Here is a 25,575-nt window from a genome sequence, read left to right on the forward strand (position 1 = left end):
TTTGTATTAAGATGAAGCTTAGTCGGCAGATTTGACGGTACTCAGCTCTGCCCACTGAATCTTCACTTCGTAGCTAGACTGCTCGCCATCTCCGCCCTTACCATTCCATTCCTCGTACAGACGATCCACGCCATCCAAGAAACGTTGCAGCGATTCGGCATTGCCTTCAAACTGATAATCCTTTTTGGTTAATTGCGGTACTCCGCTGAAGCTAAGCAAATCTTCGCTTGGAATGATTGCCTTGGCGACGGGACTGTAGAACTTTTGCAAAATCCCGTTTTTCTCTTCCCGACGAATGACTTCGATGATGCCGTTCTTTTCCAGCTCCTGTAGATGGTAATGAATTTTGGAGCGGGACAGATCCATCTTCTCGGCCAGTTGCTGACCGGTCATTGGCTCTCTGCCCAGATGATACAGCAGTTGAACCCGGAATGGATCGCTGACTGCGCGTAGTTGGTTTAATTCATCAATAATCAGAACATCCTTCATTTGCAACTCACTCCCACTTTTTTGAAACCGTCAGTTTTGTTTGACCGTGTTGTTTGATTGTATTGTATGATGGCGGAAGTGGTATTGTCAACATGTTTTTGAACTTTTTTCCAAATTAAATTCGGGACTGCTGTTATCGTGTTCACGGTAGTTATTGCGGTTGTCATTGCATATGTATTTGGTTATCGTTGCATCCGCATTTTCGTTATACTAAAGGTATGGTAGAGCTTCGTCTCTATTATTGTTTATTGTGAAAGGAGCGTACAGGAGATGGATCGTTCATTGTATCATCGTACAGCATGGAATGCACAGACTACTCGCCAGCGTGCACAATGGTTGAAGCAATTGGAACAGCAGCTTCCGTCTGGGTTTGTACTCCAACGATTGGAGTCATTCAGCCGATATGGACAGACAATAGAAACAGGGATTTTTACATATGAAGACGAAGACACGGAATTTGTCTATGTGCCGGGTGATACGGTGACGCTCGGTTGGGAGCAGTGGCCTCTCGAATGGGATGCAGAGACGCAGGAAGATCTGGAAGACGGCTTGGGTGGAATGGAAATGGAGATCGACGAAGCTGGAGCGATGGTATTGCAGCAAATGTCCCCGGTACGGCAAGTTCATATCCCGCCACTGTTAGTAGAGCGGCACACGGATTCCGTCGGCTGGCATCCGTACGACCCAGAGCAACTTGATCCGCATGAAGACGTCGATCTGCTGGAGCGACTGCAATCCTTTCGTGCTTCCTCTCATCATAGTCTGGAAGTAGATCAGACCTGCTTGCTGGAACGCGACGGTGAACAAGTGAACCTCTATCTATTCAGCGATACAGAGGATGTGCAGGAATGGACAGAGCAGCATCTCGCGGCACCATTTACATTACCGACAGAAGATGAATGGGAGTATCTATACGGCGGTGGATGTCGCACACTGTTCCCGTGGGGCGATAACTTTGACTATACGATGAAGGTCAAACATTTTGGCGATCTGGCGAACAAGCACACTGCCCATCATGCAGACGAACGTCAGCAAGCTGTACCGTCTGACTCTACTTCCGCTTCGCCTCCGTATGATCTGGAACTACCTAATGCTTTTGGGCTTCATTTTGCTGGTGATCCGTATCGGTATGAGTTGACGCTAACGGCAGACGGACAGGATATTGACAAAGGTGGGGATGGCGGTAGTGCCATTTGCGGCGGTGTAGGTGTTATGCTCGGTTATTTGCCTGTGGCGACGTATTATCGCAATCCGTATCAGGATGAATTGGACTGGGCAGAACGCATGAGTTATATGCAGTACCGCCGAATTGTGCGACTGGCATCTTCTTAATGCCTATGGTCGCTATGCGTTGTTGCTTACCCTCTCTCCTCTCGCTTGCATTGAAAATAGAATACAACCGCGCGCAATCGTAGTTACGACTCGTACAATCGCATTTGCTACTATACAGTAACCATATCAAAAACCCGTCCGCATGTATGCGAACGGGTTTTGATGCTTTACAGCTATATTCACCATCGTCTCAAGCTGCGATATCTTAACAATAGCTTTGATCGCAACAATAACGATGGATTCATGAGATGAAACTAGAGATCCGATCCAACGGATACATTACACCGGAGCCGGAACAGGTGCATTGTCGAGCACTTCTGGCTCGTCGTGCTGCACGAGTGCGTGTTTCTCCCATGCTCTGCTCTTCCAGCGGAAGTACATAATGACCGCGCGTGTCCACTCATCTGCGGCAATTGCCAACCAGATGCCTGCCAGACCAAGGTTCATTTTGAAAACGAACAGATACCCGAGCGGCAGACTCATGCACACCATAGAGATCAGTCCGATATATACAGGGAACTTGGCATCACCCGATGCACGGAGCGAGTTAATAATGACGATGTTGCATGTACGACCTGTCTCCAACAAGAAGCTGAGCAGGATGACCTGCGACGCCATACGGATAATCTCTGGATTGCTTGTAAACATGCCGATCAGCGGCTCGCGCAGCAGGATGATGACCACATCCATCACCAGCGTCGCAGCCATCGCCCATTTTACACTTTTCCATACCCGGTGATACGCTTCTTCCTTACGGCGTGCGCCGACCAGACGACCGACGATGATCGCTGTACCCATACCGATTGCGATACTGAACAGATAGATAAAGGTCGAGATGTTATTCGCATATTGGCGCGAAGCCATCGCTTCACTGCCGAGATACGTAACATAGAAGACGAACACGAGTTGGCACAGTTGATACATAATTTGCTCAACAGCGGACGGAACGCCGATTTTTAGAATTTTCATTACATATTCTTTGGACATTTTGAAGTAATCGCCAATCATGATGCGTACTTCCATCACACGGTACATGAGCCAGAAGAAGATCAGTACGCAGACGAGACGGCTCACAATCGTGGAGATCGCTGCACCCTGCACGCCCATTTGCGGCAAACCCCAGTGACCAAAGATCAGCAGATAGTTGAGACCGATGTGCAACACGTTCATAAAGACCGAGACGAACATCGTTTCTTTGGTAAAACCGTACGTACGGATAACCGCCGCCAGTGTATTGATCAGCGCCTGCAAGAAGATCGCACCACCGACAATAGCGATATAACTTTCAGCAAGGGTTAGAATATCACCCTGTAAATGCATAGCTTGCATAATATGGCTACCAAACAGCAGGAAGGTGCCACTGAGCAGCAAACCGACCGACAGATTCAATGTGATAGCAACCGCCGTAATACGGCTTGCCTCCAACAACTTGCGTGATCCGATATACTGGGCTACAACGATTGCCGCCCCGTTACCGATAACCTCCAATACCAGTATTGCGATTGAAATAACCTGATTGGATGTACCGACCGCTGCAACGGCATTATCGGACACGTCGCTCAGCATTAATGTGTCGACAATCCCCATTAACATAAATAAGAATACTTCGAGGAAAATCGGCCATGTCAGTTTGAACAGATTGAATTGTTTGTCTGCGATGGGAGCTGCGTTTTGTGTAGGGTTCATAGCGCTCATGATGTCACCTTCCTTTTGCTTGTTTCTTGTAATTTGGATATTTCGTATGGCAGTCTACGCTGCAAAAAACCTTCATGTCAAAATTACCGTTTTGCGTGAAGGTTGATAGGCTTTTCCGACGGGCATCTCGTAAAACTCAATGTATCTTAGCACATCCATTTTCACATTGCACTACTAAAATTGAAATTTTCTGAAAAATTTACAGACTTTTTGATTCATGCTTTTTGTGTAAGGGTATATAGATGGTTTATGTGAAAAAATACGCATGATATCGATGATTTTCAGCATTTTCATAAGTGATTCAGATAGCAAAAAAGGCATCGTATATTCTCCTGCTAGCACAGGGAATACGATGCCTTTTGTATTGGATACAGCCTGATATGCACGTATTTGTTAACATAATTTCGTGAAAATGGTGTGGGAACAGGTCGTTTCTCTTCTTCTATGAAACAAAATGATCGTCACTATCCATCGTTTCTTCTATAAGATGGATTTTATAATTATTCCAGTTGTCGAAATGCGTTCGAATTTTTCATGTTTGAAAATGATTCATGGTTTACATAATGGCATTACAACTCATTCAACGACGGTATCTCTTCGTCATTGTTATTGCTCGGCAAGTGTTACAGAGACGCTGTTGTATCCAGGACGCAGCGACATCGGGTTGCCCTGAATCGATACGCCAAATTCGTCGCTAACCGTGCCGACGATGCTAATGCCGGACGTGTCGATCTGTACCGCGCCAAAATTCATATTGTAACTGGTAAAGTAACTCACATACGCGTTGCCGACTGTTTGCAGGTCTGCCTGTGTGCTATATACGAGCAGCAATTGCTTTTTGCCGCCTACTGCCTGTTGAACAAGTTTGATTTTGGTCGCATCGGATGGGAAAGGGAAATCGGTGGACAGGTAGGGGCTTTGGATCGTGCCTGTCGTCATGCCAATATTGTAGGTAACCGGAGCGGGGTTGTCATTCAGACTGTCAATTGGACCGGGTGGCACATTGACTGGCGCACTGACGCCAACAGATAGAGTGTCATCATTGTTGGTGCTAGTCGATGGGCTGGAACTGCTCGTTCCGGCGGACGCTGTACTAGGTGTCGTGGATGAATTGCTCGATGCGGACGGTGAGGTGGTCGTCTTGGATGAGACGGCTTTCTGTTCGGTATACGTATCCGAATCGGCAGTTGCAGAGCCGATCAGAACTTTATTATTTACAGCATCATATAATACGGATGTGTTCAACGATTCGCCAATGGAACGGATCGGCAGATAGGTGGTGCCTTCAAACGTGATGGGCGCTAATGTTTTTCCGTTGGTATCGACTGGTGTATACGCTTTGCCTTTGACGAATACCTGAATGCCGTGATTTTTAAACGCCTGAATGCTCTCCAATTTCGCACCGGCATATACGCCGACCGAGCCAGACAGCAATATACCTGCCAGCGTCATAGGAACCAGCCATTTTGCTTTTTTCATAAGTTGTCCTCCTGTTGGCTTCATGATTCGCCGTCAACGGTAGGGATAGAGTGCGTCTCTGTCGGCAATTCAAATGGATTCATAGTGATATTAATATCGGCTATGTGCACCCAAAGAATTATATGTTATCAATGGATTATATTGGCATAATGAAAAAGAATAAAAGTCGGTTCAGTCACGGAATCACCGTGCTGCCGACTTTTATTTGAGCGGGTTCATCTAACAGGCATCCAAACCTGCTTGATTTACGTTTTATTAGATAAGGGTAGAATCATCTTCCGCTATTCAATCGTCTTCTCTATTGTGCCGATACCGCTCTGCCTGATCATGAATATGCCGATCATATCCATTTCGGTGCATCCACACCCCATTATTAATGCTTGCCAGCTGACCAAGCCCAAACGCAATTGCCAGAATCAAAAAGATCAGCCCATAAGCATACATGAAATATCCAAAATAAAAGCAAGCCACAATGCCTGCCAGAACGATCAGCAATACACCTAACAAGATGCGGATCATGATTTTTCTCATCGTTGTTCTCCTCTGCTTGATCCTACTTTATTCGTTGCCAAAAAGCGGTGCATATCCAGATACGAGTCTGCTTCTGAATCGCTGTTCACTGCGTCGCAAGCACCTGTTTTTATTTTAACAAAATTGCGCAAAATTTAGCATGACTTTTTGCGTGCGAGGAGTATAATGATATACGCTCGTGAACTGCGTTGATTTTGCCAAATGGGTGTATATAAAAGTTAACGTATGCCATCGTCATTCGCATCCTATAAAATACGGTGCTTTACCGTGGCATTTCTGCAATATTTTTGCCGCTTTTTTATACGTTCATATTGACGCACACTTGTATTATCAGTATGTTGTTAATGGCATCCAAAATCGTATTTAAATTTACACAATGAAGGGGTACACAACGATGTTAGGCAAGTTAAAGCGTATCTTAATCGGAAGACCTATGAAATCTGCAGAACTTGAAGCTGAAAAACTGGGCAAGCTGAAAGCACTCGCAATCCTGTCTTCCGATGCGCTATCTTCGGTCGCATACGGAACCGAACAGATTTTGCTCGTATTGATGGTAGCGGGTGTAACCGCACTCTGGTATTCAGTTCCCATCTCCATCGCAGTCTTGGGATTGCTCGTTATTCTCGTCATCTCCTATCGCCAGACCATCTTCGCCTATCCAACCGGCGGTGGTGCGTATATCGTCGCCAAGGATAATCTCGGACAAGTGCCCAGTCTGATCGCGGGCGGTTCACTGCTCGTCGACTATGTACTGACCGTAGCGGTAAGTTCGTCCGCAGGTACGGATGCAATCACGTCCGCATTTCCTGCGCTGCATGATCATCGGGTGTTAATCGCGTTGATCATGATCGTATTCTTAACCCTGATGAACCTGCGTGGGGTGACCGAATCGGCATCCGTGCTGGCGATTCCGATCTACCTGTTCGTTATCTCGATCTTCTTCCTGATTATTAGCGGTATCTTCAAATATATGACCGGAGGCATCGTAGCTGCCACACCGGAATTGACGACAACCGTATCCAATGTCAGTCTATTCCTTTTATTGAAGGCATTCAGTTCTGGTTGTTCGGCACTGACAGGGGTTGAAGCGGTCTCCAATGCGATTCCGAACTTCCGCCAGCCTGCGGAACGCAATGCTGCTGCTACCCTCGTTATGATGGGCGTCATTCTCGGTAGTATGTTTATCGGGATCAGCTTGCTTGCCTACTGGTACGGCATTAGCCCGCGTGCCACTGAAACGGTCATCTCGCAAATTGCGCGTATGACGTTCGGCAGCGGTGTCATCTACTTTATTATTCAGGGGGTTACTGCCCTCATCCTGTTCCTCGCAGCGAATACAGCTTACTCAGCATTCCCGCTGCTGGCATTCATGCTTGCCAAGGATAAATACATGCCGCATATGTTCATGGTGCGCGGCGACCGTCTCGGCTTCTCGAACGGTATTATTTTCCTGAGTTTGGCTTCGGCAGTACTCGTTGTCGTCTTCCGTGGGGAAACAGACAGTCTGATTCCACTGTATGCGGTCGGCGTATTCATTCCGTTTACATTGTCCCAGCTCGGGATGATGATTCGCTGGATCAAGCACAAACCGGCACACTGGGTACTGAAGCTGATCATCAATACGATTGGTATGCTGACCACGTTGTCGATTACGCTGATCTTCATCTTCACCAAGTTCGCGCAAGTATGGATTATCTTCATCTTCTTGCCAATCGTCGTCTATCTGTTCTATAAAATCTATGTCCATTATCGAAATACAGCAGAACAGCTGCGGATCGATCTGGATAACGATAAACCACAAGCAAAAGGCAATACGATCATCATTCCAGTCGCAGGCATTACGCAGGTCGTAAAAAATACGATCAGCTATGCGCAGACGCTGTCCCCGAATGTGGTCGCGGTGTATGTCGGCTTTGACGAAGAAGCGATTGAGAAGATGGAACGCAAATGGGAGCAATGGAATCCAGGCGTGCGTCTGATCGTGCTTCGTTCCCGCTATCGCAGTATTCTCGGTCCATTGCGCCGATTCATCGACACGGTAGAATGGAAACAAGGTGAAAAGGATCATATTACGATCCTTATTCCGCAATTCGTCACCAAGCACTGGTGGGAAAGTATTCTGCATAACCAGACCAGTCTGCTGATGCGTGCGTATCTGATCAACTACAAAGACGTTGTCGTTGCGACCGTACCATTCCATCTGAAAAACTAGCTACCAAACGATTCAAGCCGCATTCCGATGATTCCAACGGAGTGCGGCTTTTTCATATGGCGTCTTTTTACAAATTTTGTAGGATGATTGAGCATATTAATGCTAAAATGGGTACAGATATTACGAACGTCATACGGACAATATTCCAACTGGAGGGGTAATGATGAATAAGAAACGAACGACCGCACTCTCTGCTGTAGCTGCACTTGGTATCATCATGTCGGTTCCGGCATATGCTTCGGCTTCATCCGATCTTACAGTCCCGGCGGTGGGCGAAGCGACCGTAGCTACACCAACCGCACCCAAAGCGCCAACGACACCGACTACACCATCCGTTTCATCCGGTTCCAGCACATCCAGTTCCGGGTCAAGCAACAGTTCGAGTTCGTCTAGCAGCCAGACGTTAAGCCAGCGCTTGGTCAATGTTGCTGGCTTCAGCACAGCCAAACAGTTCACTGGTTATTACATCAACCTGCAACGCGCGGTAGCGAACGGTAATCGCGATGCCGTCGCCAAGCGTGTATCGTTTCCACTGACTGTGAATACAAGTAACGGAGCTCGCCGTAGCATTTTGAACGAAAAGCAATTTCTGAATGAATATACATCCATCATGACGACAAGCGTCCGTCAGACACTCGCGAAGCAAAATGTAAATGATGTGCTGGTGAATGCACGAGGTGTAAGCATCGGTAACGGCACATTGTGGATTAGCCCGATCAATGACCGTCCCGGCATTTACGCAGTTAATCAGTAAGAAGTATGAAGATCTAATCGATATGATCAAAGAAGGAGCAGACCGCGAGATGGTTTGCTCTTTCTTTGATCTATTCACTTTTTCTTTTTGCGCACATTGCCATCCACGACGGTGTAGACATACAAACAATCCTGCTATGATCCTCATCATTTTGCAACATCACCTGCTGCTCATCGTTAACCGTAAATATCGCCATACGCTACCTCCTGTTTGCCAAGTCTATTCATTTCTGTATCGTCCACTGCATGATTGTAAAACGTTACTGTCATTGTAAAGATCATGTAGCTGTAAAACACACCCTACACTGTAGTGATCGATAGTCGTTCTTTAAAATAGTATTTTTTGAGATAGTAGTTCTCTGAAATACTACTTTCTCTAATCGACCGTTTCTGCTTCTATACAAGCAATACAATATAAAAAGGACACTCCACAACCTAGTATGGTTGCAAAGCATCCCTTCAAATATACTCTCTATATAAAAAACCATCCTACACATTTCTACACATTTCTGCGAAGTTCTACATCCAGCATACTGAATACCATTTCCAGAACACTTCAATCGCACGACGGAACTACGATGCTATCAATCGAATTGCCTGTCCTAACTATTCCCTCTACTTACTCCACATATTGCATCTGCTCTATTTCATCTGGGTACTCTGTATATTCTGTTTACTATATCTACTGTGCTCAATCTATTGACTTCACTTAAACTCTATCTACTGTATGCATTCTATCTACTGACAATCAATCCGCTGTTCGACCGCCTACACTCAACTTCTGATGTCGTGTCTGCATTGCTGCTTGTTGATCTGGCGCTTGCGATTGTAGTGGCTCCTGCTTCAATTGCTTTTGCCGGAATAGAGATTGCAATGATTCGTAGTTAGTCAGAATCACTCCGAACAATACGACTACCGCTCCTGCTGCAACGAGCCAGCTCAGTGGTTCTCCATAGAACAGCCAGCCGAAGATCAACGCCAGCACGGGCGAGATGTACAACCATGTTGATGGGAATACGGGATTGGTGCGGGACACGAGCCAATAAAACAAAGTATGACCACCCATTGAACCGACAATGATCAGATAGATCAGCGAACCGATGGCAGATGGCGACAACATCGCTTGCAGATGAATATCGTTGTGCTCGGTAATCAGTGATAACACCAGCAGCATCCAGCCACCATGCATGAGCTGGGCAGCATTTTGTGAAATAGGTGAGATGTGCTTCATATCTGAACTCGCCTTTTTGGAATACACGGCGCCGCTGGCGTACCCAATCTCACCAACAATGACAACCGCACAGGCGATCATCCACAGCATATGTACACTGCCAGACAATCCGGGCAACATCAGCAGACCGACACCTGCTAATCCGATCACTGCGCCGACAAAAGCTAGCGCTGGTACTTTCACTTTCAATACAACCGCACGAATCAACAGCACCATCGCCGGACCTGTTGCCGACAATAGCGCACCTACACCGGACGTAACATACTGTTCTGCCCAGTACAGCGCCGCGAACGTCACAAAGGTCATACTGCCACCAATCAGCAGCGTCTCCTTACGCCAAAACACCGAAAAGCTGGCTTTGCCGCGCAGCCGCATAATGATCATCAGAATCAATCCCGCCAAGAAAAAGCGTACCCCTGCGCTCCAAAACGGTGGCAAGCCTGCGTCCACTCCCACCTTGATCGCCAGAAACGTTGTGCTGAAGATCAAGCACATAATCGCATAACCGAGCATAATCATCTGTCATTCCTCCTCTTTGTTCTGTTATTGTAAAGGAGACACAATAGAACAGATGGAAGAAGACAGAACAGATTTTGTTCTGCGCAATCGTAATACGTATTATGATGGATGGAACCGTAACCTAGGGTAATTCTAACTATTTTGTATCGTAAACTTTGGCTTGATACCGTAACCTTTGGCAAGGAGTAGTTCACTCGCATAACTATTTGTAATTGTCACAAGATCCACCGGAAAGGAAGTCGAAAAGCATGAAATCTTCGCAAACATATTCCCAATCAGGCAATAATGCTGGCAACCTATCCCTTTCATCCGATACGCGTCACTCGTTTCGTCAGATTAGTGCGTATATTGAAGCACGAATCGGACGCGGCGACTGGCAGGCGCATGAACGACTACCATCTGTACGCCAATTATCACAGGACAGCGGAATGCACCGATTGACTGTGTTCAAAGCCTACCAGCAGTTAAAAGATCAGGGCACGATCTATGCACGCAACAAATCCGGTTATTATGTCGCCCCACCTGCCGTGCAGAATATGACCAATGAAAATGAACTGGAACCGGCGCTATTTGAAGGCAATATGGGCGAATTGCATCGACTTCCAGCACGATACCAGTTTTCGCAAGCATTGATCGATCCCAATCTGTTGCCGAATCATTATTTTGCTGAATATACGAAAAAGGTGTTCGATCTATATCCGAAGCTGCTCGGCATGTATGCTCATGTGCAGGGCGATCTGGAGCTGCGACAATTGCTGGCACGTTATTTTAGCCGCAATTCGCGCTTTCATATCGATCCCTCCGAGCTACTCATTACGAGCGGCGCACAGCAGGCAATTCATCTGATCGCTGAAGCATGGATTCGTCCTGGGGACTATGTGCTCATTGAGTCACCGACATATGCAACAGCACTGGATGTGTTTCGGCAAAAGGGCGCACGACTGCTGACGATTGATATTGACCATAACGGCTACCAGATGGAGCAGATTGAACAGATGATGCAGCGCTACAAGCCGCGCCTCTTTTATGTGAATCCGACCTTTCATAACCCGACTGGCTTGTGCATTCCTGCCGAACAGCGCAAGCAGGTTGTCGATCTGGCAGCGCAGCATCAATGCCTGCTGATCGAAGACGATACATGTAGCGATATTTATTTTGACCAGCAGCCACCGCCACCGATGTTTGCTTACGATACAGAAGGCTATACGATCCATATTCGCAGCTTTAGCAAATACATCTCGCCCGGTCTGCGCATCGCCTGTATCGCGGCACGGCAGCCTTGGTTTAAGGCATTGCTTTCTGCCAAATCGCTCGTTGACGGTGGCACACCGCTGCTGAATCAGAAAGTGTTTTTGCATTATTTTATGTCCGACCGATTGCATCGTCATCTCGATACGCTGCGGGTTGCTCTCCATATTCGCAAAGAGATTATGCAGAAGGAATTGCAGCAGACGGGTTGGGAATATAATGAGCCGCAAGGCGGACTGAGCCTGTGGGTCAAATTGCCAGATCATCTATCTGTACCACGTCTGCTTAGCCGCTGTCTGGAGCGCCAGATCACCTTTGTACCGGGTGCATTATTCGAACATAATGACGAGCGCTCACAGCAGCATATTCGGCTTAGTTTCTCCTTTGCCAGCGAGCAGCATATCCGTGATGGCATACGCGAATTGGTGGAAATCGCCCGTGAGTTAACTTAAAAGATACAGCACCTTTGTCTATAAAACGGTACAGCAAAAAAGCAGATGACTGTTCATTTTTTCGAAAAAGCAGGTCTCTGCGCTGTACTTTTTTAGTTTTAACATTCCACAACATACGTTCTAATTCTCATTAAAGATACAATAATTTTCATCTTGAAAACACGTATAGTTCCCGATTCTTTACCCGGTGCATATCGTTATTGCCCGGGTAATATTGCGTTCATAATTACTTCCTCTCTGCCGTTTCTTGTTGTGAGTTCGAGATCTTATTGTTGTTCCAATTCAAGGCTGGCTGGTGCCAGTTGGAGCGTTCCGTTCTCATATTGGTAATTGGCGTGTAATTCGCCAATATAAGTCATCATGCCAACCTGTAGCGAGTAAATCGCAGACAGAGTATTGCCGTTCACTTCATATTGCTGTACCGCACCACCTGTCACGGGTGGTGTATTCTGCTGCGTATCCGGTTGTTCTGCCAACTGGCTGAGCGGGATGGAGCTAGTTTTGCCGTTTAACGTAAGTGTCAGATTGCTGCCTTGCACTGCCGAATGAAATTGATTGCCAATCGCTTCATTCAACGATTGAACCGGAATGCTGTCACCATTCTGGCGGAATACTTGCACGCTGTTCAACTCGACTCCGGTGCCATAGCCGGAAGTCAGATGAATGATAAATTCCTTCTGTCCATCTCCGTCCAGATCAGCAGTCGTGATCTGTGGAGCATACGTTGGATTCTGCACCTGTGTGCCAGACAGGCTGCATTGAAAGACTGGTGTACGCAGGGTCAATTGTCCGTACGATCCCTGCTCGTCAGCGACACCGTCAATCTGTACACCGAGATCGCTGTTTGAGGCGACGATTTCACGATTGCCGCTCTCTTCGTCACCGACCAGCTCATCACGGTTACTTGCAGATTCACTAACAGACACCACATTGGTTACAACCGCTTGGTTCGCCGTACTGGCTTGGTTTTGACACGATTGCAAGCGTGCTGCCGATACCGTTTCAATACATACTGCACTCAAAATCAAAGCCAAAAACAGCCATTTTTTCATATTCTTTTTTATATTCAAAGGATTGCCTCCTGAAGGATTACACTGATAATATTAAAAGTTGAGGCTCCGCTTCGGAAAATCAGACAGTGCGGAGCAGCCTGTCTGACTGGATTATTCGGTTTCTACTTCTATGCTAAGGCTTATTAACCATAATTACCAGAAAAAATTGAAATTTTCCGAACAACAATTCAAATTTGGATTTCAATATAACAATATCGAACAAATGATCCCGATTTTGAGTGCTCCCTCCATCCTTTTCGTCTGTTATACGATGCGGATAGACACAATGTAGCTTGGGCAACATACATATGCCAGTAGTGTATAGAAAGGAGACGACCTAATGATCACCATTCGTGAAATGAACATTACCGATTACGAAGCGATGATTCAGCTCTGGAATCACACCGAAGGTATGGCGCTGAGTGGAGCCGATTCTCATGACAGTATTCAGCGCTATCTGGAACGTAATTCTGGTTGCTGTTACATAGCTGTCCATACCGATTCAGATGGGACAAAATCTGAACTGGTTGGCACCCTGCTTGCCGGGCATGATGGCAGACGCGCCTATCTGTATCATATGGCGGTAAATCCGACTTACCGCGGGCAGGGCATTGCTCGCCGAATGCTGGATGCCAGTACAACAGCACTTGCTGCGCAAGGCATCGACAAAGCGCATCTGTTCGTAATGGATAGCAATAGCAGCGGGCAGCAATTCTGGCGTGCTAGCGGCTGGGAGAAGCGCGGGACGTTCGGTGTATTTTCAAAGGATCTATAAATGCATAGCAGCTCTGCAACTACGCAATCATCCTACAATCAAACAAGCCTCTCCGATCATAAGAACGGAAAGGCTTGTTTCTCGTATAAAAAGCGTATTGTATATTCAGATTGCGATTCAAATTCTATTTGGTTCGTGCTGAAATTATCTTACTGTGTTGCGTACGATTGATTTTCGGGGATGTATTGAACTGTGCTTATGAAGATTGCTTCAAAAGATACCGTCTGAATCCACTTATAGCGATTGCAAACAAAATCCAATAAATGACGCCACCTAGCAACAGATATTGGTATATCATCGTTCGACTTATACTTTCACTGCTATTCACGCCAAACATAACTAACCAGATAATCAATAATACAGGTGCTGACATGATGGTCAGAAATGTTCCCCACCCATCACGAAAAATCCCTTTGAAATCTTTTAGACTAAAAATCGTTCCATACAGGATACAAATCACAGCGATCAGAATGAGAGCAACAAACGAAGCGCCCATCCACAATCCACCTGCAATAAAAGAAATACTGAATAGCAGCGTGTAAGCAGCACTCCTTGTTATATTCTGGCGTACGCTCACTTGCTCCCCACGACTAAACCATTGAATGCCTTGTATGACTGCACTTGTATACAAAATACATAGAAATATAAGATTGAATGCCAGATACATTTCACTATATTTGACCATCAATATCGTATACATGCCTGCCATCAATACGCCCAGCACTACTACACTTGCACTAATCTTCCATGAAGGTTTCCAGTTCATCGTTATGCCTCCCGTTCCTTTTGTTCTTGCTGTTTATGTACTGCTGATCTGCCCTTTTACCTTCTTACATCACAATCTACTTCTCTAGACTTCTTACCAACAGTCCCGTGTAGCAATAGGATTTATTATATCCACATTATACCTTTTATCCCTGTCAGCGCCAAATTCGCAGACGCTAACAACGTATTGTATAATCACCGTCAACATGTGATCAGGCGGAAAATTGCACTTTTCCCGGTATATCATTTACGCTATCATTAATGCTAACTGAAGGGTTGCGGAAGGGAGCGGTTCAGGATGAACAATCGCATGACGGAAAATGTAATCGTTACGCGTAACAAACTGCGCCGAGATACGCTGATCTCGGTGCTGGACGAATTTGATGGTAAGATGATGCAGCTGGATGCTGACAAACGGGCGGAAAAGTATCGCAAAATGTCGCAATCGGCATTTTCGTTTTTTCGCGGTAGCGCGTATTTGTTCTATTTTGACGCGACCCGGCATTATTTTCCGTATCATACACCAGTAGATCGACCGACGTGGATTCAGGGGGATTTGCATTTTGAGAATTTTGGTGCGTTTCGCAATGAGTCCGGCGATATCGTGTATGATGTGAATGATTTTGACGAAGGGTATGTAGGCTCGTATCTGTACGATGTGCTGCGCATGTCGGTCAGCATCGCACTTGTTGCCCGGCAGCTCGGATATGATCAGGCGCAGCAGCTAGACGTGCTGGAGCATTATGCCCGCTGTTATTATAAGCAGATTCATCGTTTTGCACACAAAAAGGATGATCCCGGCAAATTCGTTATGGATGAGAAGCATGCTAGCGGACCAGTGCGCAAACTATTACGCAAGCTGGAAAAGCGCCGTCAGGGTCATTTTCTGGAAAAGGTGACAGCGGTCATGCAAAGCGACCGTGTCTTTTTGGAAAATAGTGAACTCGTCGTACCATCTGCTCATGAACAACAGTTATTGGAGCAGGCATGGAGTCAGTACCAGCAGACGCTGTTATGCTGTGAGGACGATGTGAATCATTACAATATCAAGGATATCGCTATCAAGCATGGCTCTGGCACCGCATCCATTGGGTTGGATCGCTATTATGTGCTGATCGAGGGCGGCACAGCGCAGCAAGGCAACGATGATCTGGTGTTGGAAGTGAAGGAAGTACGCGCCCCGGTTCCAGCGTATTTTCTACCATATAGTGAATCGTTCTGGCAGACATTTGTCCAGCAGGGCAAGCGTGTGACAACGACACAACAAGCGATGCATCATCATGAGGATGCGTATCTTGGCTATATGACGCTGGATGGGCGCGACTTCTACGTGCGCGAACGTTCTCCTTACAAAAAGCGACTCAAGCTGGAGCATATTACCGACACCGACTGCATGAACAAAATCCTGTCCGTCATGGGCAGTCTGACCGCCAAAATGCACGCCCGCGCCGATTCCGATCTCAGCAGCGGCATTCTGGATTACCATAGCGAGCGCGAAATTACCAAAGCGATGGGCGACAAGCCGGACGGCTTTGTGCAGCATATCTCGCGCTGGGCATACGGCTATGCCGATCAGGTAGAAAAGGATTATGCGCTATTCTGCGACTGGTCATCTTCGTTTCAAGCACCGACCGCAGCTTCTGATTCCGCATCGATTGAGCAGTAATCCGGCGGAACGTTCAAGCTCTGCATAGTCAATGATGTAGGGTCAACTGTATAGGTACCCACTACGTTCGTGTATACCAACGAACTTCGTAATCTACCAAACAACGCAAGCCCCGACTGTTCACACAGTTCTATTCAAAGGGCTTGCGTTGTTTGGTATTGATGCGTGGACTGAACTGTTGATGGCAAATGGTACGCGCTGTATAGGTTGCGTTCTACTGTGTAAAGGAATGGTTACTATTTTATATACAGAGAGCGAGGCACTGCTATTCACATCTTACTTTCTTATATTATGAATACAGCACCCGATCTGCATCGCTTAATGTATACTGGGATGCCAAATAATCGCGACTTTCCTGTGCCAGACGGCGAATGCGCTCCATATCTACACCGACTAGCTTGCCGTGGCGTTTGACCGGACGACCTGCTACGAATACGGTATCTACATTGGACGCATTGGCCAATTGTACTACCGCGCCAACTGGATCAATGACCGGGAACAGATTCAGCTCATCTGTACGCAGCATGATCAGATCGGCGGCATGTCCCGGCTTCAAACGTCCGATGCGGTCATCCAGTCGTAGTGCGCGTGCACCAGCTGTTGTGGCAAATTCCAATGCCTGTCCAGCAAGCACATTCAGCTCGCCCGGCATTTGCCCCTCTGCTAGAATCTGTTCATTCACTCGTGCCCGTTCCGCCTGCAACGCAAATTTCATCTGGGCGAACAGATCGCCTGCGGTCGATGTCACGACATCTACCCCAAGTGATGGAATCCCACCCTGCTCCAAGAAAAATCCTGTCGCCGGATAGCCATGTCCCATCATCATCTCCACTTCTGGTGTGACAGATAGCGAAGCACCAGCATCGGCGAGCATTTTGTATTCGTCGGTTGCCATTTTGTTGCCATGTACCATATTCAGATCGCTTCCTAGCAATCCGGCTTCATATAAGCGTGTCACCGAACGATCCTGTGCTCCCCAGTTCCCAAAGCCAATATGCATCGAACAAATGGCATTCAGCTCGCGCGCGATGCCGATCTCCTTCACCGTTGTATCCCAATGGCTGAATTCTGGACCACGAATCGCCAGTCCCATCGTCAGCAGCTGATCATCCGAAGCAAAATACTGCTTTTTCACCCGGTATACATCATCCGAGATGACAAGCTTGCTATCGCGGTTCCAATATTCTGTCTCACCATTCACTCCCATTGCAAATACTGCCCGAATACCGGACTCCTGCAAACCACGGATCAAAGCATCGGTATGTTCCGGCGAATAGGGCATACTCCAATCCAGCAATGTCGTCACCCCTGAATGAAGCGCTTCCAATGAACCGAGCAGATTGGCAATGTAACTGTCCTGCGGACGCAACTTACTACCCAATCCGCCATAGTACAGATTTTGCAAATAGACTGGCAGTGACCAGTTCGTTCCTGCTGTGCGCACTAGCGACTCCCACACATGCCGATGCGTATCAACCAAACCCGGCAAAATAATCATGCCGGAAGCGTCAATGATTTCGTACCCGCCCGCATGCAGCTGAATATCCGGCGCAACCTGCTCAATGCGATTGCCACGAATCACGACATCTGCCCGCTTCAGCGAACCAAGTGAAGATTCCAGCGTCAACACGGTACCATTTTTCAACATATAACCTTCATTGTACATGGAAAAGACCTCCTTGATCAATTGGATAATATAGATAATATGGATAAATAAGGTATACACTCTTATCATATCTTATACTAATTATAGTTACAATATAAAAGTTAGTATTATAACTTGCGAATTTGCGGATTGACTGGATTACTTCCACTTTGAAGTCCATATTTCATCGTAAAAAAACCTGCTAGCGCAGCAGCGGCGATAGCAGGGTTACATGTATACTGACATTCACATTGTGGTTATACATTCACACGATAATCGAACAATCGCATTCGTTTGATCAACGTACGATACGATTGATGTACCAATGCGTTTATTTTTATTTTACCGAACCGCGTGTGACGCCGCTAATGATCCATTTCTGAGCAAACAGGTAGATGATGATCATCGGCAACATCGCCAGCAGATAAGAAGCGAATGCCAAATTGTAGTCTGTGTTAAACTGCCCTTGGAAAATGTATTGTACGAGCGGTAGCGTATACATATTCTGGTCGCTAATGATGATGAGCGGTAGCAGAAAGTCATTGTACGTAGACAGACAAACCAGAATCCCCACCGTTGCATTGATCGGCGCCATCAATGGGAAAATGATCCGCCAAAATGTGCCCCATGTGCTCGCACCATCCACTGTCGCCGCTTCTTCCAGTGCAACCGGAATCGAGCGGATATAGCCGACATACACAAACACGTTAAAGGCGAGCGCATACACGGTATGCAAAATCGTCAGCCCAACCAGATTGGTCATATGCAGCGCCGCAGTCAATTTGACAATCGGCAGCATAATGATTGGAAACGGAATAAACATCGCGCTGACAAAGTAGAAATACAATCCTTTGAAAAACTTGCTGCGCTCCATATTCCGTCCAATCGCATATGCGACCATGGAGTTCGTTAGCAGCGTCAGCAGTACAGTTGCCGTAGTGACCATCACACTGTTGCGGAACGCTTGAAAGAAATTCGTAACCTTGATCGCACTGGCAAAGTTGTCAAACCGCCATTGTGTCGGCAAACCGAACAGCGACTGTGCCATCTGCTGCGGGTCTTTTAACGCAATGGTCACCGCCATATACAGCGGAAACAGGATGATCAGCGTACCGAGTGCAACCAGAATATTGATCGGCCAATTCGTTTTGGAGTGTTCTCTCATTACATATCCATCTCCCTTCTTTGCAGGAAGCGAATTTGCAGAATTGAGATGATTGCGATCACAATAAAGTAGATCACCGAGTTCGCCGACTGGTATGCAAACTCTCCACCTTCAAACCCGCCGGTATAGATCAGAAACGAGATCGATTGCGTTGCGCGTCCAGGTCCACCGTTCGTCAATGCGACGATCTGGTCGAACACCATCAGTGCATTCTTCATCGCAAGTACCATATTGATCGTGAAAAATGGGGCGATCAGCGGAAACGTAATACTCCAGAATTCGCGCCATTTCCCCGCTCCATCCAGACTGGACGCTTCGTACACATCGCTCGGAATCGTCTGCAAACCAGCAAGGTACAGAATCGTATTGAGCGCGATGCCCTGCCAGACAGCAACGATGACAACACCAAGCCAGGCGAGACTTTCGTTACCGAGAATGTTGGTGGATAGGGCGTTAATGCCGAGCGATTGTCCCCAGACGGTGAATACGTTTGAGAACAGATAGTTGAATATGTAGCCGACGATCAACACGCTGAGAATATTCGGCAAAAAATAAATCCCCCGGAAAAAGTTGCGGAAGCGAATACTCGCATTCAGTCCCAGCGCGATCATCAGACTGAAAATGTTCACCAGTATGGTGACAACGACAGCGAATTTGATCGTAAACCAGTAAGCGTCACCGACTACATTGTCGGTAAACAGATTGATGTAGTTACGTAGTCCGATAAAGTCGTACGTCTGACCGAAGCCGTTGTAATTGGTGAACGAGTAATACACGCCTTGGATTGCCGGTAAGGTCAGGAAAAGAAAGAACAGCAGTACGGCGGGAATCGTCATCCAATAGTAAGTGTAGATGCGTTTGGACATAAATAACTCCTTTCTGCCTGGCTATGTGGAACAGATTTGGCTGGGATGCAGGGTGCGCTTCGGGAAGAGATAAGGGGACGGGACTCCGGTGGAGCCGCGGGAATCTTTGGAGTGGGAAGGAATGAAGATTCCCGCAGCTCCAAGGTCGCCCTTACCCCTTATTCCCTTCCCTCCGCTCCGTGCATCTTGCCTCATGTTTCCTGTAGCCTTGCTCGCCCTGCGGGCGTCGCGGGTGGTAGGTTGAGAGATTAGAGATTAGAAATTTAAAAGCCTTTGTTACTGGTAGAGATTTAAGTGCTTGATTTTGATTTTATTTGTTGGGAATTGGCGTTTTGGATTGATTAATTCTGAATCGTTTGGATAACGATTGGGTAGAATTGATGGATTAGTGCGTGCAATAGGTTTTGGTAATCTGAAATGTTGCGTTAGTGATGGGACTGAAATATTGGATGTACTAGACGACTGTATAATGTAGCGTGTTCTGAGTTTGACTAGCTGGCTCGGCGGGCGGCTACTTTGTCCCATTCTTTGTCCAAGGTGCTTAGGAAGCCGTTGATGTCTTTGTTTTGTAGGAAGGCTTGGACGGTTGGGTTGAGTTGGACGGCGCTTGGGATGTAGTGGTCGACGAAATCGACGATTTTGCCTTGTTCAAAGTAGGGCAGCAGACCGGAGACGCTTTCGTCTTTTTGCTGCACGCCGTCTACGGCGGAGAACAGGTTTTGTTGGTCGATGTATTGTTGACTGTTGGCTGGCTCCAGCAGGAAGGCGATGAATTGCTTCGCTTCTTCCGGGTGCTTGGTTTGGCTGGAGATGGTCAGCAAGGTGTCGACACCAGCAGTTAGTTTGTTTTGGGACTCGTCATCGCTGGCGGGCAATGGGAAGAAGCCTAGATTGATGTCTGGATTGACTTTGCGAATCTCGGAGATTGCCCAGCTGCCTTGAATGTACATGGCGGCTTCGCCGTTGCCGAATGCACGGTTGCCGTCGGCGTAGCTTTTGCCAAAGTTGTCGTTGTGACCGTAGTTCAGCAGCTCCAGCTGCTTTTTGGCGACTTCCTGATATGCTGCCTGGAAGGTCGTCTGGTTCTCGCGGCGTTCTTTGTAAAAGTCGATGCCGACGAGCGAGCCGCCCATATCGTTGAATGGCAGATTCGTTTGCCAATCATCCTTATAAGTAAAGTAGAAGGGGATCGTGCCGCCTGCTTTCGCTTTTTTAGCGGTGGCGATTAGCTCATCCCATGTTTTCGGTACGGACAGACCGAGCTTTTGGAAAATGTCTTTGTTGTAAATGACACCGCTCGCGTTGAGTGCGAACGGGACGCCAGTCACTTCCTGCATGCCGGTCACATCGTTCAGCATTTGTACGTATTTGGGTTCAACCTTTTGCAGCAAAGGATCGCCGGTCAGATTGAGGAAAATGCCGCTCTGGGCGAGCAGCGAATATGTATCGGTTGCACCCAAGCCGATAATGTCCGGCACATCGTTTTTGACTACGCGGGTTTTGAGTACGGTTTCGGCATCCGGTGGATTGACCTGTGTGACGACGATATTCGGATGCTGTTCATTGAATTTGGCAACCAGTTCGTCAAAGCTGGCTTTGGCTTCCGGTTTGTTCTGGAAAAACTCCAGCTGGACTACATCGTTATTAGCGCCGTTACCGCTCGTGCAGGCAGAGAGTGTCAGCATAAGCAGCAGACCTGCCAGACATGCACTTCCCCATTTTCTCATATTCACATCCCCTTCAAGATTGATACATGCAGCGTTGTCGGTTACTACCATACCGTTATTGTAAAGCGCTTACAATATGCTTAAAGTGGCAAATTCTGTAGATACACATGAACTGTTGCGATATTTTGCACATTTTAAGCAATACTGTTTTCCTACACTAAGATAACCTTTTAGCAGTTTTAAGAAACCGTTTACAGTACATTTTTTGTTGTTTTGCCGAAAGGTAGAATTTCCCATTCGGCTGTTGACGAGTTTGCGCAATATGCTGAGATATGAAAGTAAAATTTATCCTTTTTAAGCAATGTAATATGAATCATAATCGTTCGCTAGAAATGGTAATAACCGCAGGCATTTTTTATTGCTGTCAGGAATGGTAAGATGAGAATGAGTCTGTTTTGAATGAGAGGAGTCTGCCAACGATGCAACCTATTCACCCGCTTGTATATGCCGGACTGGGCGCCGGGGTGGTTATTTATGTAATCGGACTGCTGCTGGTGCGACTGGTGCCGCAGCCGCGATTTTTCCGGTTTATACCGGGATTGCTCAGCCTGCTAGCGAGTCTGATTATCCTTTATTTAAATTTGAGTGTATACGCCAAATCCGCAGCATGGACGGGACTGGCGGCATTTACGCTATCATTGATCGGGACATCGCTGATTGGGTTGGTGCTGTTGATGTTTCAGCTCTTTTATCAACAGTCTAAAGGACGTGTCGGTTCGTAAAGTAGGCGCGTTATCGTGTGTGGATGTATGTTTACTACCTCATGGCTACGGCTTGCTGAGACAGGTGCGCCGGGAAACTGCATATATTGGAGGTAAGCGAGATCGCTGCGGGATATCGTTTTTTCACTGTTTCATTTGAACATTGCGTTTGAAAGGTTCAAGCGCTTAGGAGATGATCGTATGGGAGCTTGGTTGATCGGTGGCGGGACGGCTGTTGTGTTGCTGCTCGTCAGTATTATTGTGAGTGTGCGGAATCGGAATTCGCGCAATATTCAGTTTATTCCTGGACTGATCGGCGTGCTGGTTGGTGCGTTGCTACTATTGTTCAGTCTGTTCCAGCCGGGTTGGGCGGGTTTTGGGTATTTGATCATGGCGATTCTGGTCATTCTCGGTGCGCTGGCAACGCTGTTTATTATGCTCGTTGTAGGCAAACGAATTGCAGGGCAGCGGTAAATTACTGCCAAGATGAACAGTATCTTCATAAATGAGGGATTGGTATTTGTCTTGCTACATCGAAACACGTTGTGTCTAGAATTGCACCTAATAACAAAAGCGCGTTTTGTCCTGTTCAGCAGGTACAAAGCGCGCTTTTGTTATATTCTAGTGAACCGCAGTAGCTTCAGAGATTGGCGATGTAGTTTACGATGGAGTGAATTCATTGGGTCATGGCATGTAGCCGATTCGTTGAGCCTATGGGAACAACGCTGCCATCCACCTTTATCCTCCAACTGCGCCTAGCTGTTCTTCATTGTAAAAGGTCATCCGGTTCTTGCCCGCACGCTTCGATCTGTACAGCGCCTGATCCGCCATACGTACAATCTCAATCGGATTGTCGCTATCCGTTGGATACAATGCACCGCCGATGCTGCATCCGATCATCACTTTCTGGTATTCCAGCATGAAGGGACGATTCAGCTGCTCGATAATGGCAGCACCATATTCCATCCCCTGCTGACGGGATTGCTCATAAGGCGTATGCAGCACCACCAGAAACTCATCACCGCCCAAACGCACAGTAATATCGTCTTCGCGGGACAGATCGGTCAGTCGCTGCGCGACCTTTTGCAGTAAATGGTCACCTGCTTGGTGTCCAAGTGTGTCGTTGACCTTTTTAAATCCATCCAGATCGATATACAGAAAGCACAGCTGGCGCTTCGTATCATCCAGTGTTGCCAGCGTTTGCTCCAAATACTGCTCCAGCGCGTTGCGGTTCGGCAAACCAGTGAGATGGTCGTAATGCGCCATCGTCTGCATCTGCCCCAGCTCCACGTCTTTTTGCGTAATCGAACGAACCATGCGCTTGAGTGAACGTGACAGAATATTGATCTCCTGAAAACCGCCCTTTTCCGGTAATTCTACATCTTCACCAGCAGCAAGGCGGTTGGCGCGATTGGTCAAACGACGAATCGGCGCGGCGATCTTGCCTGCCGTAAACCAGCCGATCAGCGCAAACACCACAGCTGCGCCGATCGCTGCCAGCGTTGTAAAGCGGTTCAACTCCGCTACTGAAGCCAGCGCCGTAGATTCTGGCTGACGCACGAGTACGGTCCAGCCGAGACCTTTGTAATCCATATAGCCATCACCGTAGGCGTACCCGGTCAGATAGCTTTTGCCATCCGGCCACTGCTCCAGTTGCCAGCCGGACTGACCAGATTGCGCCAATGTCACACTGTCGAGCGGTAATGATGTGCCCACCATATCGTCCGGGCCAAGCAGTACCGTGCGGTCGTTGCGACTGACGATGAACAGATCGACATCCTTCTCGTCATGGCGCAGCGATGTTAGCATGGAGCGCTTGATCTCGCGTGCCCATTCCCAGCTCATATGCGCTGCCAGTACGCCAATCGTACGTCCCGAATTGTCCGTGACTGGCAGACTGATATCGACAAATTGCAGCGGCTCCCCACTCGGATTCGGAAGCAATTTGGCAAGCAATACAGCATCGTGAACGTCACCGATAAACTTTTGCTTGATGCCCTGCTGATAGACGGGACGCTGCGACAGATCTTTTCCAAGCAAAATATTCCCGGTCGATGCCAGCACTTTGCCTGTTGTATCCATATAAGCAATCCATGAGAACGATGGAAAACTAGTTTGCAGCTGATCCAGCATCTCATGAATATCTTCTGTCTTCACATTGTCGATCAGCACGGGCAACCGCGCCAGCATGTCCATTTCCCCAGAACGCGTCCACATAAAATTGTCCAGCTTGTCCGCCGTATCATATGCCGTACTGGACAACGATTCCCCAATTTCATTCTTCACACTATGCGCCGCATACCGATTGAGCACTAGCCCAAGCGTCAACGACAAGACGAGCGACAGCACAATAAATGTAATCATCAAACCCGTACGCAGCTTCACTCCCATACCATTTCCCCCACCTATGTGTATGCTTGCTGTATAACTTATAGTAACTGTATCGGCAGGAGGTATAGTTTAGTGAAGATTTGATTGTTGAAACATGTAGATTTTTGGGTTTATATGTCGAACGTGATCAGAATTACATTTCTATGTTTGTGCTAATTCTGAATAATCATGTACACATATAGTAATCACAACACATATGAACTGTCATTGAACAATTGTTTTTATTCTATATTGCTATTATTGCTTCAAAACTTTCAAATTCTTAAAATCTATCACCATACCGTAATGCAGTAAAATATCTACTCCCAGAATAGCATCAAATCCATATGTATCTCGCGTAATTCCTAATTGAATTGTAAATTCTTCAAGTTTTAGATCGTCAATATACAGACCAGATACTGGCTGCTGATAGCATAATTCACTCTGACCACCAACACCATACATCCGTACAGACTGACCCTGAATAAAATCGATATAAAGTCCAATCGGCTGTACAGCATCGGTATCAAATATAGTTGTAGAGCAGCCAGTATCCAACAACACTCGCTCCAGTACATGTACATTTTCACCGTATGTTAATTTTAACGAAACGACGGGCAGTCCATTTATCATGTTAATATTCATTGTAACCCCCGGATACCTGTAAATGGCTGCTCGATCACTTCGATACTTTCATTGCCTGTGTAAAACACATATAGCTCTCTGGACGGATCAGCTATATGGCGTTTGCGATACATTTGCCATGCTTGTTGCGGATCGTCAAAATCACTAACTACTGACATATCCTCAATACTGCGTTTATGATTGATAGTATAAGCAGATAACGCTTCGATTAGTACCCAACAATGAGGATATTTGGCACGAACTATTTCCCATTGCAT

The 25,575-nt window shown here is 47.0% G+C and carries 23 protein-coding genes; 8 read left to right on the top strand and 15 right to left on the bottom strand.

Features of this window, described 5'->3' with window-relative positions; genetic code table 11:
• Nucleotides 1-18 precede the first annotated feature (18 nt).
• The gene (locus ACE3MZ_RS21760; protein ID WP_411344174.1) at nucleotides 19-489 is read right to left on the bottom strand and encodes an ArsR/SmtB family transcription factor; all 471 of its coding nucleotides are present in this window, start codon (nucleotides 487-489) and stop codon (nucleotides 19-21) included.
• A gap of 270 nt (nucleotides 490-759) precedes the next feature.
• On the opposite strand from ACE3MZ_RS21760, the gene ACE3MZ_RS21765 reads away from it, so the two are divergent.
• A complete protein-coding gene (locus tag ACE3MZ_RS21765) occupies nucleotides 760-1,821 on the top strand; it encodes a hypothetical protein (protein WP_411344175.1) in 1,062 nt (353 codons plus the stop codon).
• Nucleotides 1,822-2,100: 279 nt separating this feature from the next.
• Here the strand turns inward: ACE3MZ_RS21765 and ACE3MZ_RS21770 are convergent, their stop codons facing one another.
• The 3 genes from ACE3MZ_RS21770 to ACE3MZ_RS21780 all read right to left on the bottom strand — a co-directional run bounded on the left by ACE3MZ_RS21770 (nucleotide 2,101) and on the right by ACE3MZ_RS21780 (nucleotide 5,526).
• Complete coding sequence (locus ACE3MZ_RS21770) at nucleotides 2,101-3,516, bottom strand: MATE family efflux transporter (protein WP_411344176.1); 1,416 nt, start codon at nucleotides 3,514-3,516, stop codon at nucleotides 2,101-2,103.
• Nucleotides 3,517-4,122: 606 nt separating this feature from the next.
• Nucleotides 4,123-4,995 (bottom strand): hypothetical protein, encoded by an 873-nt coding sequence (locus tag ACE3MZ_RS21775; protein ID WP_411344177.1) that lies wholly within the window; start codon nucleotides 4,993-4,995, stop codon nucleotides 4,123-4,125.
• A gap of 285 nt (nucleotides 4,996-5,280) precedes the next feature.
• Nucleotides 5,281-5,526: a hypothetical protein gene (locus ACE3MZ_RS21780; RefSeq protein ID WP_411344178.1), complete on the bottom strand. Its 246-nt coding sequence runs from the start codon at nucleotides 5,524-5,526 to the stop codon at nucleotides 5,281-5,283.
• 394 nt (nucleotides 5,527-5,920) lie between these two features.
• Here ACE3MZ_RS21780 and ACE3MZ_RS21785 point away from each other — a divergent pair, with 394 nt between their 5' ends.
• Nucleotides 5,921-7,738, top strand: coding sequence for an APC family permease (locus ACE3MZ_RS21785; protein WP_411344179.1), 1,818 nt, complete (start codon nucleotides 5,921-5,923; stop codon nucleotides 7,736-7,738).
• Between the two features lie 160 nt (nucleotides 7,739-7,898).
• Entirely contained in the window at nucleotides 7,899-8,492 is a 594-nt protein-coding gene (locus ACE3MZ_RS21790) for a hypothetical protein (protein ID WP_411344180.1), read from the top strand.
• A 70-nt stretch (nucleotides 8,493-8,562) separates the two neighbouring features.
• On the opposite strand, the gene ACE3MZ_RS21795 is transcribed toward ACE3MZ_RS21790, so the two are convergent.
• Both ACE3MZ_RS21795 and ACE3MZ_RS21800 read right to left on the bottom strand, forming a co-directional pair.
• The gene (locus tag ACE3MZ_RS21795; RefSeq protein WP_411344181.1) at nucleotides 8,563-8,688 is read right to left on the bottom strand and encodes a hypothetical protein; all 126 of its coding nucleotides are present in this window, start codon (nucleotides 8,686-8,688) and stop codon (nucleotides 8,563-8,565) included.
• 551 nt (nucleotides 8,689-9,239) lie between these two features.
• Complete coding sequence (locus tag ACE3MZ_RS21800) at nucleotides 9,240-10,241, bottom strand: DMT family transporter (protein ID WP_411344182.1); 1,002 nt, start codon at nucleotides 10,239-10,241, stop codon at nucleotides 9,240-9,242.
• 248 nt (nucleotides 10,242-10,489) lie between these two features.
• Here ACE3MZ_RS21800 and ACE3MZ_RS21805 point away from each other — a divergent pair, with 248 nt between their 5' ends.
• Entirely contained in the window at nucleotides 10,490-11,941 is a 1,452-nt protein-coding gene (locus tag ACE3MZ_RS21805) for a PLP-dependent aminotransferase family protein (RefSeq protein ID WP_411344183.1), read from the top strand.
• A 266-nt stretch (nucleotides 11,942-12,207) separates the two neighbouring features.
• Here ACE3MZ_RS21805 and ACE3MZ_RS21810 read toward each other — a convergent pair whose 3' ends face one another.
• Nucleotides 12,208-13,011 (bottom strand): hypothetical protein, encoded by an 804-nt coding sequence (locus ACE3MZ_RS21810; RefSeq protein WP_411344184.1) that lies wholly within the window; start codon nucleotides 13,009-13,011, stop codon nucleotides 12,208-12,210.
• A 322-nt stretch (nucleotides 13,012-13,333) separates the two neighbouring features.
• On the opposite strand from ACE3MZ_RS21810, the gene ACE3MZ_RS21815 reads away from it, so the two are divergent.
• Nucleotides 13,334-13,768, top strand: a complete 435-nt coding sequence (locus ACE3MZ_RS21815; protein ID WP_411344185.1) for a GNAT family N-acetyltransferase — start codon at nucleotides 13,334-13,336, stop codon at nucleotides 13,766-13,768.
• Nucleotides 13,769-13,964: 196 nt separating this feature from the next.
• Here the strand turns inward: ACE3MZ_RS21815 and ACE3MZ_RS21820 are convergent, their stop codons facing one another.
• Complete coding sequence (locus ACE3MZ_RS21820) at nucleotides 13,965-14,534, bottom strand: hypothetical protein (RefSeq protein WP_411344186.1); 570 nt, start codon at nucleotides 14,532-14,534, stop codon at nucleotides 13,965-13,967.
• A gap of 297 nt (nucleotides 14,535-14,831) precedes the next feature.
• On the opposite strand from ACE3MZ_RS21820, the gene ACE3MZ_RS21825 reads away from it, so the two are divergent.
• Nucleotides 14,832-16,199 carry a DUF2252 domain-containing protein gene (locus ACE3MZ_RS21825; RefSeq protein ID WP_411344187.1) on the top strand — a complete coding sequence of 456 codons (1,368 nt, stop codon included), beginning with the start codon at nucleotides 14,832-14,834 and terminating at the stop codon, nucleotides 16,197-16,199.
• Between the two features lie 289 nt (nucleotides 16,200-16,488).
• Here ACE3MZ_RS21825 and ACE3MZ_RS21830 read toward each other — a convergent pair whose 3' ends face one another.
• From ACE3MZ_RS21830 to ACE3MZ_RS21845, 4 genes are all read right to left on the bottom strand, one after another.
• Nucleotides 16,489-17,865 carry an amidohydrolase family protein gene (locus tag ACE3MZ_RS21830; protein WP_411344188.1) on the bottom strand — a complete coding sequence of 459 codons (1,377 nt, stop codon included), beginning with the start codon at nucleotides 17,863-17,865 and terminating at the stop codon, nucleotides 16,489-16,491.
• A 316-nt stretch (nucleotides 17,866-18,181) separates the two neighbouring features.
• Nucleotides 18,182-19,009, bottom strand: a complete 828-nt coding sequence (locus tag ACE3MZ_RS21835) for a carbohydrate ABC transporter permease (RefSeq protein ID WP_411344189.1) — start codon at nucleotides 19,007-19,009, stop codon at nucleotides 18,182-18,184.
• Entirely contained in the window at nucleotides 19,009-19,875 is an 867-nt protein-coding gene (locus ACE3MZ_RS21840) for a carbohydrate ABC transporter permease (RefSeq protein WP_411344190.1), read from the bottom strand. Before ACE3MZ_RS21840 ends, ACE3MZ_RS21835 begins: the two co-directional genes overlap by 1 nt.
• Nucleotides 19,876-20,366: 491 nt before the next feature.
• Nucleotides 20,367-21,602, bottom strand: a complete 1,236-nt coding sequence (locus ACE3MZ_RS21845; protein ID WP_411344191.1) for an ABC transporter substrate-binding protein — start codon at nucleotides 21,600-21,602, stop codon at nucleotides 20,367-20,369.
• A 419-nt stretch (nucleotides 21,603-22,021) separates the two neighbouring features.
• Between ACE3MZ_RS21845 and ACE3MZ_RS21850 the strand changes: the two genes are divergently transcribed.
• Nucleotides 22,022-22,324, top strand: a complete 303-nt coding sequence (locus ACE3MZ_RS21850; protein ID WP_411344192.1) for a hypothetical protein — start codon at nucleotides 22,022-22,024, stop codon at nucleotides 22,322-22,324.
• A 180-nt stretch (nucleotides 22,325-22,504) separates the two neighbouring features.
• Entirely contained in the window at nucleotides 22,505-22,777 is a 273-nt protein-coding gene (locus ACE3MZ_RS21855) for a YesK family protein (protein WP_411344193.1), read from the top strand.
• Nucleotides 22,778-23,041: 264 nt separating this feature from the next.
• On the opposite strand, the gene ACE3MZ_RS21860 is transcribed toward ACE3MZ_RS21855, so the two are convergent.
• The 3 genes from ACE3MZ_RS21860 to ACE3MZ_RS21870 all read right to left on the bottom strand — a co-directional run bounded on the left by ACE3MZ_RS21860 (nucleotide 23,042) and on the right by ACE3MZ_RS21870 (nucleotide 25,575).
• Nucleotides 23,042-24,694 carry a diguanylate cyclase domain-containing protein gene (locus ACE3MZ_RS21860; protein ID WP_411344194.1) on the bottom strand — a complete coding sequence of 551 codons (1,653 nt, stop codon included), beginning with the start codon at nucleotides 24,692-24,694 and terminating at the stop codon, nucleotides 23,042-23,044.
• Nucleotides 24,695-24,931: 237 nt separating this feature from the next.
• Nucleotides 24,932-25,318, bottom strand: a complete 387-nt coding sequence (locus tag ACE3MZ_RS21865; RefSeq protein ID WP_411344195.1) for a hypothetical protein — start codon at nucleotides 25,316-25,318, stop codon at nucleotides 24,932-24,934.
• The gene (locus ACE3MZ_RS21870; RefSeq protein ID WP_411344196.1) at nucleotides 25,315-25,575 is read right to left on the bottom strand and encodes a hypothetical protein; all 261 of its coding nucleotides are present in this window, start codon (nucleotides 25,573-25,575) and stop codon (nucleotides 25,315-25,317) included. Before ACE3MZ_RS21870 ends, ACE3MZ_RS21865 begins: the two co-directional genes overlap by 4 nt.

The organism is Paenibacillus sp. WLX1005 (assembly GCF_046603685.1).
In the GTDB taxonomy this organism is placed as follows: Bacteria; Bacillota; Bacilli; order Paenibacillales; family Paenibacillaceae; genus Saccharibacillus.